This window comes from Methylobacter sp. Wu1, assembly GCF_036553575.1.
Classification (GTDB): domain Bacteria; phylum Pseudomonadota; class Gammaproteobacteria; order Methylococcales; family Methylomonadaceae; genus Methylobacter.
Genome location: NZ_JAZHOC010000044.1, coordinates 1 through 12099, shown reverse-complemented (window position 1 = coordinate 12099; position 12099 = coordinate 1). Strand labels below are relative to the sequence as shown.

Genomic DNA, 12099 nt, shown 5'->3' with positions numbered 1-12099 from the left:
AGTTCTAATTATATCGTTTCTATTATTAACCCGGCTTACGTACCATTTGCGTCAACTAACAAGCGCTAAGAAAGCCGTCTTGAAACCTTTTACTTATTCTTTAAAGGCAGGAAACACCATGAAAACAAAAATAAGGCTGAAAACCGGTTTGCTGGCGGCGAGTCTTTTGGTCAGCAGCGCGGCATTCGCCGACAGAACCTTGCTGAATGTCTCCTATGACCCGACCCGGGAGCTGTATCAGCAATTCAATCAGGAGTTCGTCAAATACTGGAAGGAAAAAACCGGCGAGACCGTCACGGTTCAGCAATCGCATGGCGGCGCGGGCAAGCAGGCGCGAGCTGTTATCGACGGCCTCGATGCCGACGTATTGACGCTGGCCATCAGCTACGATATCGACAAAATCGCCGCGAACGCCAAACTGCTGCCCAAGGACTGGCAGAAACGCCTGCCCAACAACAGCGTGCCCTATACCTCAACCATGGTTTTCCTGGTCCGCAAAGGCAATCCGAAAGGCATCAAGAACTGGGATGACCTGGTGAAAGAAGGCGTATCGGTCATCACGCCAAACCCTAAAACCTCCGGCGGCGCGCGTTACAACTATCTGGCCGCCTGGGCCTTCGCCGAAAAAACCTACGGCAGCAAAGAGGCCGCCAAGGACTTCATCAGAAAGCTGTACAAAAACGTGCCGGTGCTGGATTCCGGCGCCAGAGGCTCTACGACCACCTTCCTGCAGCGCGGCATCGGCGATGTGCTGCTGACCTGGGAAAACGAAGCCTACCTGGCTCTGAAGGAACTGGGCAAAGGCGAAGTTGAAATCGTCGTGCCGCCTTTCAGCATTCTGGCCGAAACGCCGGTGACGATCGTTGACAATGTGGTCGACAAACACGGCACGCGCGATCTGGCTGAAGCCTATCTGAATTATCTGTACTCGCCGGCCGGCCAGAAACTGGCAGCCAAAAATTTCTACCGTCCGGTTGATACTAAAGTCGTCGATGCGGCCGATCTGGCCAACTTTCCGCAACTGGAACGCGTAACCGTGGATCAGGCTTTCGGCGGTTGGGAAAATGTGCAGAAAGAGCATTTCGACGACAAAGCCATATTTGATCAGATCTATTCACCAAGCTAGTTAGGCACACTGTAGGGTACGCACTGCGTACCTTTCGGGGTTATATAAAAATTGAAAAGGCACGCGGTGCGTACCCTACAGGCTGCCCTTATATCATTCTGTTGCCGGTGGGCACGAATAGGTTGTGTCCACCCTGCCGTTGGGGCGATACCCATAAAAATTTATGCTCACCACCACGAAAAGCGTAAAAAAACATGAGTCAAAGTAACATCATGCCGGGCTTTCGCCCGACTCTCGGTTTCACCCTGTTTTATCTGGGGCTGGTCGTGCTGATCCCGTTAAGCACGCTGGTATTCAAAAGCTTCCAGCTGAGCTGGGATGAGTATCTGTCCGTCATTACCAACGACCGCGTGGTCGCCTCTTTCCGCGTCAGCTTTGTGACTTCGCTGGCGGCCGCCGCCGCCGCCAGCCTGTTCGGCTTTATCATTGCCTGGGTGCTGGTGCGCTATCCGTTTCCGGGCAAGCGCCTGTTCGATGCCCTGATCGATTTGCCGTTCGCCTTACCGACGGCGGTCGCGGGCATCGTGCTGGCGACGATCTACCAGCCCAGCGGCACTATCGGCAAATGGCTGACCGAAGTCTTCGGCCTGCAAGTCGCCTACAAGCCCTTGGGCATCGTCGTGGCGCTGATTTTCATCAGCCTGCCGTTCGTCGTGCGCACGGTCCAGCCGGTGCTGCAGGAGTTCGATTCGACCATGGAAGAAGCCGCGTCCAGCCTCGGGGCCACGCGGCAGCAGGTGTTTGCCCGCATTATTTTGCCCAACCTGTTGCCCGCTTCGCTGACCGGCTTTGCGCTGGCCTTTGCGCGCAGCGTCGGCGAATACGGCTCGGTGATTTTTATCGCCGGCAATCTGCCTTATGTTTCCGAGATCGTGCCGTTGATGATCATCACCAAGCTGGAGCAATATGAGTATGCCGGCGCCACGGCGATCGCGCTGACCATGCTGGTCATTTCATTTCTCTTGCTGCTGGTGATCAACCTGCTGCAACTGTGGGTGCGCAAGCGCTCAGGACAACTCTAAAAGGATACCGACATGAGTGCTATTGCTTACCCTGTCCAAGAAGTTAAAACCGTTGAGCGGCCGCATGCGCTGCGCGATCCCGACTGGGTCAGATGGAGCCTGACCGCTGTCGCCCTAGGCATTATCGTTTTGTTTTTATGCCTGCCTTTGGGCATCGTCATTGTCGAGGCTTTCTCGAAAGGCTGGCAGACCTACTGGTCGGCGCTGACGCAGCCTGACGCCCAATCGGCCATGCAGCTGACATTGCTGACCGCCTTGATAACCGTGCCGCTCAACACGGTGTTCGGCGTGGCCGCGGCCTGGGCGATCACGCGCTTCGAGTTTCGCGGCAAAAGCCTGTTGACGACGCTGATCGATCTGCCGTTCTCGGTATCGCCCGTGATCTCCGGCCTGATTTTCGTGCTGCTGTTCGGCGCGCAAGGCTGGTTCGGCGAGTGGCTGAGAGCGCATGACGTGAAGATCATCTTCGCCGTGCCGGGCATTATTCTGGCTACCTTGTTCATCACCTTCCCGTTCGTGGCGCGCGAGCTGATCCCTTTGATGCAGGAAATGGGCAGCGAAGAGGAAGAGGCGGCGCTGTCGCTGGGCGCGAACGGCTGGCAGACCTTCTTGATGGTCACGCTGCCGAACATCAAATGGGCGCTGCTGTACGGCGTGCTGTTGTGCAATGCCCGCGCGATGGGCGAATTCGGCGCCGTTTCGGTCGTATCGGGCCACATCCGCAGCCTGACCAATACGCTGCCGCTGCACGTCGAAGTCAGCTATAACGAATATGATTTTGTCGGGGCCTTCGCCAGCGCCTCGCTGCTGGCAGGGCTGGCCATCGTGACGCTGGTCCTGAAGAGCGCGCTGGAATGGCGGCAAGCCAGACGATAAACCTGATAGAAATGTAGGCCGGGTTTAACAACCCAGCCTACACAGTTCCAATAGTTTTGTGAGATGACTTATGAGTATTCTGCTTTCCAACATCAGCAAGAAATTCGGCCAGTTTTCAGCGCTGAACAACATCAACCTGGAAATTCCCGAAGGCGAACTGGTTGCACTGCTGGGCCCTTCGGGCTGCGGCAAGACCACCTTGCTGCGCATCATTGCAGGGCTGGAGCAAGCCGATCAGGGGCGCGTGCTGTTGAACGGCGAAGACAAAACCGACCAGCACGTCAGCCATCGCGGCATCGGTTTCGTCTTTCAGCATTACGCGCTGTTTCGCCACATGACCGTTTTCGACAACGTGGCTTTCGGCCTGCGCGTCAAGCCGCGCAATCAGCGGCCTAAGGAAAGCGAAATTGCCAGGAAAGTCCACGCCCTGCTGGAGCTGGTGCAACTGGACTGGCTGCACGACCGTTACCCGGATCAGTTGTCCGGCGGCCAGCGCCAGCGCATCGCCCTGGCGCGCGCCCTGGCCGTGGAGCCGTCCGTGCTGCTGCTGGACGAACCTTTCGGCGCGCTCGATGCCAGCGTGCGCAAGGATCTGCGCCAGTGGCTGCGCAACCTGCATCACGAGCTGAACGTCACCAGCATTTTCGTGACCCACGACCAGGAAGAAGCCATGGAAGTCGCCAGCCGCGTGGTCGTGCTCAATCACGGCCGCGTCGAGCAGCAAGGCTCGCCCAGCGAGATTTACGACCGTCCGGCCAATGCTTTCGTCTCGCGCTTCATCGGCCAAACCAACGTATTTACGCCGGAGCAGATGGACGACATTTGGCTGTCCTCGTACGGAGTACAGCCCGGCAAAACCGCGCATGTGCGTCCGCATGATATCGATATCGAAAAAACAACCGATCAGGATGCGCAGGTCACGCTGAAAGACTGGCAGCATCTGGGCGCGTTGATCCGCATCGAGCTGGTCAAGAATGGTTCAAACGACAGGTTTTACGCCGAAATGCCTAATGAGCGCTTCAAGCGCCTGCAGCTCGGCAAAGGCGACAAGGTGTCCATGCGCATCCGCCAGGCGCACTGGTTCTAACAAATACAACCCGACTGTAAAGGACTATAACCATGAACCTAAGCCAACTGGAATTACTGCGAGTGCTGCAGGAAACCGATCTGAACCTGTCCAAAGCGGCCGACAGGATGCACATCGTGCAATCGGCCGTCAGCCGGCAGCTGCAGCTTTTCGAAAGCGAGCTGGGCTCGCCCCTGTTCGAGAGAAAAGGCAAAAAACTGACCGGCCTGACGCCTTTAGGGGTTCGCATCATGGACGAAGTGTCCACGATCAACATGGCTAAAAATAACATCCGCGCCATCGCGGCCGATTACCTGGACAGCCATCAGGGCACGCTGCACATTGCAACTACGCATACGCAGGCCAAGTATTTCCTGCCGACGCCGATCCGTCGCTTCCGGGAAAAATTCCCCGGCGTCAGGATCTACATGATCCAGGCTTCGCCCGAACAGCTGATCGATCAGCTGCACGCGCACAAGGCCGACATCGCAGTCTGCACGGAAAAAGTCGATGAAGACGCCGGACTGGTGCTCAAGAAATGCTACACATGGCACCATGCGGCCGTCATGCCGCAGGACCATCCGCTGAGCACGGGCGAGATCACGCTGGAACGGCTGGCGTCTTTTCCGATTCTGACTTACAGCTTCGGTTTCACGGGCCGGTCGAACATCGAACATGCCTTCAGGAGCGAAGGTCTGGAACTCGACATCATCCTGGCCGCGGCCGATACGGACGTGATCAAGACCTACGTACGCCTGGGGCTGGGCATCGGCCTGATCGCGGGCATGGCCTACGATGCGCTGGCGGACCGCGATCTCGTGGCGCGCGACCTGTCGCATCTGATTCCGCATTCGACGACCAAGATCGCCTATCTGAAACACAACTATCTGCCGCTGTACAGCCAGCATTTCATCGAGGAGCTGTTGAGCGCGGCCGATCTGCACCGCAACAGCAAGGAGCCGTTGCCGTTGCAACGATAGGAACAACACAGCCTATGCCGCTTGGCTCTGGCTTTTTTGCCTGCGATTTTAGGCGATGGCGGCAGACGGCTGCCGCAGCGTTCTGAAATCGCGGATTGATCAACAAGGAACCCCATTCATGCAGGAAAATAATCAGAAAAACACTAGCCGCTGCGACCTCGATGCCATCGTGTCGGAACTGCGGCTGCTGCGGAACAAATCATTGCAGCGCCGGCAGCGGGAAGGGCGGCCTACGAAGCTGCCGTCCCGGAAGGCGCTGATCGACGTCCTTGAAAAGCTCTCGGCGGCGCTGTTTCCGAACCGTCTCGGCTCAGGGGAGCTCACCGATGAGAGCATCGATTATTTCGTCGGCCATACGCTGGATGCGGCGCTACGGTCCCTGTGCGAGCAGGTGCGCCGCGAGTGCTGCTTCAAAGCCGAACAGAACGGCAGCGTCGTCTCCGAGTGCAATAATCAACAGGCAGATAGCATCAAGCGTGATTTCGCCGCGCAGCTGCCGGCGATACGCGCGCTGTTGGATGAAGACTTGATGTCAGCCTATGAGGGCGATCCGGCCGCAGCCAGTCCGGACGAAGTGCTGGTCTGCTATCCGGGCATGACCGCCGTTATCTATCACCGGATCGCGCATGCGCTGCACTCGCTGGGAGCGCCGCTGGTAGCGCGCATGATTGCCGACATTTCGCATTCGGTCACCGGCATCGATATCCATCCGGGCGCCAGAATCGGACCGAGCTTTTTTATCGATCACGGCACCGGCGTCGTTATCGGCGAAACGGCCATTATTGGCCGGCATGTGCGTTTGTACCAGGCCGTCACGCTGGGCGCCAAACGCTTCCCGAAAGACGCGGACGGCACCCTGGTCAAAGGCAACGACCGGCATCCGATCGTCGAAGACGATGTCGTGATCTATGCCGGCGCCACCATTCTCGGCCGTGTGACCATCGGCCAGGGTGCAACCATCGGCGGCAACGTCTGGCTGACGCACAGCGTGCCGCCCGGCAGCATCATCACGCAGCCCCAGGCGCATAGCGAAGCGCTATCCGGCGGGGCTGCAACTCAACAGGAGGGAGTCTACAACAGCCACTGAATCAATTCCGTATAACTCAAAAAAATAATAATAGGACTTACGCAAAAATGTGGGGGCGACTTCAGTCGCCTTGTATGCTCGGCGACTGAAGTCGCCCCCACAGATTTTTAAAACAGTTTTCATCCTTAATTTTAAATCATCTCATCCCCCTTCTCCCGGTGGAAGAAAAGTAAAATGCGTAAGTCCTGAATAACTAATTACCAGACAAAATAATCAGGAAAAAGAAATATGTCAGATATACATGAAGCTTATACCGCACTGAGCGACGTTTCTGCGCGTACATTGGCCAATGCGACCAAAACCGTCCCCATGATGTCCACCATCACGCCCAGATGGCTGGTTCACTTGCTGCACTGGGTGCCGGTCGAGGCCGGTATCTACCGCGTCAACAAGGTCAAGAACGAAACCGGCGTTGCGGTCGACTGCTCCAGCCTGGACGAGCGCGAACTGCCGCAGACCTTCGTCGACTATGAAGCCTGGGGACGCGAGTACCGGCTGGGCGCAGTCAACACCGTGCTGGACATTCACACGCGTGTCTCGGACTTGTACAGCAGCCCGCACAACCAGATCCAGGAACAGTTGCGCCTGACCATCGAGACCATCAAGGAGCGCCAGGAAAGCGAGCTGATCAACAACCCCGAATACGGTCTGCTCAGTAATGTGGCGCCTTCGCAGAAAGTGCAGCCGCGCGTCGGCGCGCCCACGCCCGACGACATGGACGAACTGATCACCAAGGTCTGGAAGCAGCCCGGTTTTTTCCTGGCCCATCCCCTTGCTATCGCCGCTTTCGGCCGCGAATGCACGCGCCGCGGCGTACCGCCCGCTACCGTGACATTGTTCGGTTCGCCGTTCCTGACCTGGCGCGGCATTCCGATCATTCCATGCGACAAGCTCAAGATCGTCGACGGCAAAACCAATATTCTGCTGATACGCACCGGCGAGAGCCGCCAAGGCGTGGTCGGGCTTTATCAGCCGAACCTGACCGGCGAACAAAGCATGGGCTTGTCGGTGCGCTTCATGGGCATCAATCACAAAGCCATTTCGTCCTATCTGATCTCGCTCTACTGCTCCTTGGCGGTGCTGACCGACGACGCCATCGCGGTGCTCGAGAACGTCGAAGTGGGCAAATACTATGATTACAGCTATGACTACAAGTGATTTTGATGCCCGGAACGCCTCTGCGGCGCCGGAACTGTCGGTTGAGCAACTGGAGCGCATGGCCAATGCCTTGTTTTCAGCCCTGCCCGGCGGCGATGTGGCCGGCGTAGCATCGCAGCAGGCTGCCGAGCATCCGAGAGCGATGAACTGCGCAACAAAACTGGCCGGACTGCTTAACCCGGCCGGCGCTGCGCCGTCTGTTTCCGGCACGCCCGGCGAAGACGCGATGTTAAAGGAACTCGCCCGGCAGATAGCGACAGTCGATCACGCGCCTTTGAACGGAACATCCGGTTCATCGTTTTATTTTCTCGACGACCTCATGCCGTTCGGCCTCAGTCCGGAAGCGCCGGGCGTCGGCAATGCGCATCCGCCTTTCGACGTGCATGCCGTGCGCCGCGACTTTCCGATCCTGCGGGAGCATGTCAACGGGCGGCCGCTGATCTGGCTGGACAATGCCGCGACGACCCAGAAGCCGCAGTGCGTGATCGACCGCATCGCGTATTTCTACCAGCATGAAAACTCCAACATCCACCGCGCCGCGCATGAATTGGCGGCGCGCGCCACCGATGCCTACGAGGCGGCGCGCAATACGGTCGCCCGCTTCCTGCACGCGCCGTCCAGCAATGAAGTCGTGTTCGTGCGCGGCGCCACCGAGGCGATCAACCTGGTCGCCAAGTCCTGGGGACGCCAGCATATCGGCAAGGATGACGAGATCATCGTCACCTGGCTGGAGCACCACGCCAACATCGTGCCGTGGCAGCAGCTGTGCGCCGAGACCGGCGCCAAGTTGCGGGTCGTGCCTGTCGACGATGACGGCCAGGTGCTCTTGGACGAGTATGAAAAGCTGTTCAGTTCGCGCACGCGGCTGGTTGCTTTCACGCAGGTGTCCAACGCGCTCGGCACCATTACGCCGGCCCGGCAGATGGTCGAAATCGCCCATCGCCACGGCGCGCGCGTGCTGATCGACGGCGCGCAGGCCGTGTCGCACATGCGCGTGGATGTGCAGGCGCTGGATTGCGACTGGTACGTGTTCTCGGGCCACAAGATCTTCGGGCCGACCGGCATCGGCGCGCTGTACGGCAAGCGGGACGTGCTCAACGGCACAGTGCCCTGGCAGGGCGGCGGCAATATGATCAAGGATGTCACGTTCGAGCATACCCAGTACCATCAGGCGCCTACGCGCTTCGAGGCCGGCACGGGCAATATCGCCGATGCGGTAGGGCTGGGGGCTGCGCTGGAGTACATGGAAAAGCTCGGTATGGACAATGTCGGCCGCTACGAGCATGAACTGCTGGTCTATGCCACGCGCGGGCTCAAGACCATCCCGGGCTTGCGCCTGATCGGCACGGCAGCCGACAAGGCCAGCGTGCTGTCCTTCGTGCTTGAAGGCTTCACGACGGAAGAGGTCGGTTCGGCGCTGAACAAGGCGGGCATTGCCGTGCGCTCCGGCCATCACTGCGCGCAGCCTATTCTGCGCCGTTTTGGCATCGAAGGCAGCGTGCGTCCTTCGCTGGCGTTTTACAACACCTTCCAGGAGATCGACGTGCTGGTCGAAACCGTGCGCGCCATTCAAAGCAAAAGACCTATCTGAAGTACCGAGGGTAGGCGCTTCAGCCGCGGTTGCCGCGGCTGAAGCGCTTTTTGCGAGATGACATGGGATTGTTTTACCGAAGCGGCCTCATTGCAAGGCGCTGTTCCTGATCTGTTGAGAAGAAAATATTAAGCCGTTTCTAAAAGTTGCAGTAACTGATGCTACGCTGCTGTAGGGTCGAATTCATTCGACCCGAAACACCCGAGATAGACGGCAGTGCGAATACCCGCAAGGGGCACAAGTGAATTCGCACTGCAGCGATCATCCGTGCGTAATATCAGTTGTAGTAACACTCTCAGGACTTACGCAGTTTGCCTGTTCAACCGTCGAAACAAGCGGTTTTAAATCTTGTGGGGGCGACTTCGCCTAGAGCGCCTACTGTTGGTAGTCGCCCATTTCAGGCCCAAGTGGCGACTGAAGTCGCCCCCACAGGTTTGCGTAAGTCCTGACTCTTTACAATAAGGACTTTGGTAGCAGGTGGTGAACCACCTGCCGGTATCAAAGGCAACCGATTACTTGTTGCCGGCCTTGAGATGCTTGACTGCTTCTTCAGCGGCTTCGGTCGCCACTTCGGTATGTCCCTGTTTGCCGTGTTCGATGGCGCTTTCCAGTGATTTTACGCCTTCATCTATGTGATTTTTGGCTTCGCCTTTGGAAACTTCGGAGCTTTTCTGGGCATGTTTCAGCGCCTCTTCCGCATGCTCAACCAGAACGGAAGCATGTCCAGCCTTGCCATGCGTTACCGCGGCATTGGCGTGTTTCAGCGCTTCGTCCGCATGCGGTTCGGCAAAAACGCTTGTGTTCAATAAAAATAATAAGCCTGTAGCCATTAATTTGAAAATTTTCATATTCGACCTGTTTTAAATAGTTAGTAAACGAAAGGTATTTTTGTATCAGGTTGAGGCTTTGTATGGCCGTGCTTTCTCATGACCGATGCCGGTCATCTAAAGTCAGGCTATTTTTCGGCACCCCCCAAGTTGATGTTTCTTAAGTTCTATTTATGGCGTTGTTCTCCATGGTGCTGTTTCAATTCCTCCCATCTGGCCAGCTGCTGCGTGGTCAGGACTTGTTTGATGGCAGCTTGCGATTCCTCGTGCAGAGCCTGAATCTTTTCACGCTGCTGACTGAAAATTCCCTCCAGCTTGGCTTGCTGATCTTTCGTCAATTCAAGCGCTTTGCTCAGTTGCTCAACGCCGTGACCATGATGATGCCAGCTTTCGGCATGTCCTTGGCCGGGAACGGCAAAAGCCGTTACAGGAAGGGCCATCGCAAGGGATAAAAACAGGATTTTCTTATTCATAATGTTTCTCCGTTGATTGAATAGTGGCAGGCTCTTTTTCCGGAAGCAGTTCCATGAATCAATTCATCTGAGGTCATTATGAAAATCACGGAAAGCCCCCGGCGAGCTATTGATCAGCTCTTGGCCTGAAACGGATGGACGGCGGTTGATTTCTGATTCAGTACGTCAACGGCTCTCGGCTCGCCTGCGACCGCGCGCTTGATGGCCAGACGCGTCGCTTCGTAATTGAACGCCTGGATTTTTGCATCGTCTTCGGCCAGCCAGTGAATAAAGACGCCCACGGAAATAAAAATATCGTCAGCTTCATCGATGGGTAAAATGCCATCCTCGACCGCATCGGCAACTGCCAGCGCTACGCCTCTTTGCGCGGGACCGAACAATTGCGTGGCCTGTTTGCCGTTTTTGATGGTCACTTTATTGAACAGCACAGTGGCTGGCTTTACCAATAGATTGGGCGCCACGACGGCCAGCAGGGTGGTGAAGCCGTCTTTGTTGTTGGTCAAGGCATTGGCAAACGCCGTTTCAGCGCTGCTGCCCCGGGGGCCTAATATCAGGTCAATATGAGCCACTTCACTGCCTTCCCCTACCAGCGCTGAGCTATAGTCAAATCTGGTGTATGGAGAATCAAGCGGCGTCCTGTTGTAGATCTCCGGTTTGTTTAATGCCGTTGACGAATTTCACGCCGGTAATGACCTCGGCTAACTGTTGATAGCCTCTTAAGCGCAGCCACTTTTTCTGGGCTGTTTCCATCAGCTTGAAGGCCATCGCCAGGGTGGTCGTCCGGCTGCCGCAATGCTTGGTCTTGGTCGTTCTCAGCCTGACGGTGGCAAAGACCGACTCGATCGGATTGCTGGTCCTAATATGCTGCCAGTTTGCGGCCGGGTAATCATAAAAGGCCAGCATGGCGTCCTTGTCTTTGGCCAGGCAGGCCATCGCTTTCGGATATTTCGGCTCGAACCGTTCAATACAGTGATCAAAGGCTTTATAAGCTGCTTCCCGGGTTTCCGCCTGCCAGATGGCATGCAGCGCCTCCTTGACCTTGGGCTGCATGGCTTTCGGCAGCTTTTCCAGGACATTGGCCGTCTTGTGCACCCAGCAGCGCTGCTGATCGGTCTCCGGCCAGAGCTTGGCCACGGCTTTCCAGAAGCCTAATGCGCCATCGCCGATGGCCAGTTTGGGCGCCGCCTTGAGCCCTCGTTGCCGCAAATCCGTCAGCACGTCTTCCCAGCTTGCCGCCGATTCGCGGTAGCCGTCGGCCAGGGCCACCAGCTCTTTACGGCCGTTTTCATCGGAACCTATGATCACCAGCAGGCACAACCGGTCATCCATACGGACATGGCTGTAGACGCCATCGGCCCAGACATAGACATAACGCTTTTGACTCAAATCCCGTTTCGTCCAGTCCTGGTAATCCTGCTCCCAATCCTGCTTGAGCCGGCTGATCGTGGCCGCGGATAAGCCCGGAGCATCCGGGCCCAGCAGGTGCTTCAGCGTTTCCGAGAAATCCCCGGTTGAGATGCCGCGCAGGTAAAGCCAGGGCAGAAATTCCTCAATATTCTTGGTGCGCTTCAAATAGGGCGGCACCAGGCTGCTGTTGAACTTGATACCCGAGCCGGAGCGATCCCGCACTTTCGGCACTTTGACCCCGATATCACCGAGCCCTGTTTGAATCGAACGCTCAGGCAAATAGCCGTTCCTGACCACGACCGCTTTATCAGCATCGGTTTTTAACGCACTATGCTGCGCGATAAAGGCCGCGACCTCGGCTTCAATGGCGGCAGCCAGCAGTTTACGGGCACCCTCGCGAAGCACTTCCTGCAAGGGATCATTCTGTTCTGGCTTATTCAGGTTAATGACATTACTATCTGTCATGGCGGTGTTTTCCTTATGTTG

General features: G+C 56.9%; 12 protein-coding genes. 8 read left to right on the top strand and 4 right to left on the bottom strand.

Annotated features, from left to right (window positions below; all coding sequences use genetic code 11):
• The first annotated feature begins 118 nt into the window (after positions 1–118).
• From V2P20_RS06925 to V2P20_RS06890, 8 genes are all read left to right on the top strand, one after another.
• On the top strand, positions 119–1126 hold the full coding sequence (locus V2P20_RS06925; protein WP_331817442.1) for a sulfate ABC transporter substrate-binding protein: 1008 nt from the start codon (positions 119–121) through the stop codon (positions 1124–1126).
• A gap of 194 nt (positions 1127–1320) precedes the next feature.
• Positions 1321–2148: a sulfate ABC transporter permease subunit CysT gene (cysT, locus tag V2P20_RS06920; protein ID WP_331817440.1), complete on the top strand. Its 828-nt coding sequence runs from the start codon at positions 1321–1323 to the stop codon at positions 2146–2148.
• A 12-nt stretch (positions 2149–2160) separates the two neighbouring features.
• Positions 2161–3024, top strand: a complete 864-nt coding sequence (gene cysW, locus V2P20_RS06915) for a sulfate ABC transporter permease subunit CysW (protein ID WP_331817438.1) — start codon at positions 2161–2163, stop codon at positions 3022–3024.
• A gap of 70 nt (positions 3025–3094) precedes the next feature.
• Entirely contained in the window at positions 3095–4111 is a 1017-nt protein-coding gene (locus V2P20_RS06910; RefSeq protein ID WP_331817436.1) for a sulfate ABC transporter ATP-binding protein, read from the top strand.
• A gap of 32 nt (positions 4112–4143) precedes the next feature.
• On the top strand, positions 4144–5070 hold the full coding sequence (locus V2P20_RS06905) for a LysR substrate-binding domain-containing protein (protein ID WP_331817434.1): 927 nt from the start codon (positions 4144–4146) through the stop codon (positions 5068–5070).
• 118 nt (positions 5071–5188) lie between these two features.
• Positions 5189–6157 (top strand): serine O-acetyltransferase EpsC, encoded by a 969-nt coding sequence (gene epsC / locus V2P20_RS06900; RefSeq protein ID WP_331817432.1) that lies wholly within the window; start codon positions 5189–5191, stop codon positions 6155–6157.
• A 228-nt stretch (positions 6158–6385) separates the two neighbouring features.
• Positions 6386–7315, top strand: coding sequence for a family 2A encapsulin nanocompartment shell protein (locus V2P20_RS06895; protein ID WP_331817430.1), 930 nt, complete (start codon positions 6386–6388; stop codon positions 7313–7315).
• A complete protein-coding gene (locus V2P20_RS06890; protein WP_331817428.1) occupies positions 7302–8906 on the top strand; it encodes a family 2A encapsulin nanocompartment cargo protein cysteine desulfurase in 1605 nt (534 codons plus the stop codon). Before V2P20_RS06895 ends, V2P20_RS06890 begins: the two co-directional genes overlap by 14 nt.
• A 512-nt stretch (positions 8907–9418) precedes the next feature.
• Here V2P20_RS06890 and smbP read toward each other — a convergent pair.
• The 4 genes from smbP to V2P20_RS06870 form a co-directional block, all read right to left on the bottom strand.
• Entirely contained in the window at positions 9419–9754 is a 336-nt protein-coding gene (gene smbP, locus V2P20_RS06885; protein ID WP_331817426.1) for a small metal-binding protein SmbP, read from the bottom strand.
• Positions 9755–9900: 146 nt separating this feature from the next.
• Complete coding sequence (locus V2P20_RS06880) at positions 9901–10206, bottom strand: hypothetical protein (protein ID WP_331817424.1); 306 nt, start codon at positions 10204–10206, stop codon at positions 9901–9903.
• A gap of 113 nt (positions 10207–10319) precedes the next feature.
• Positions 10320–10853, bottom strand: coding sequence for a formaldehyde-activating enzyme (gene fae / locus V2P20_RS06875; protein WP_331817504.1), 534 nt, complete (start codon positions 10851–10853; stop codon positions 10320–10322).
• Positions 10831–12099: IS256 family transposase (locus tag V2P20_RS06870; protein WP_331817422.1), on the bottom strand; the 1269-nt coding region annotated here is incomplete at its 5' end. The genes V2P20_RS06870 and fae, both read right to left, overlap by 23 nt.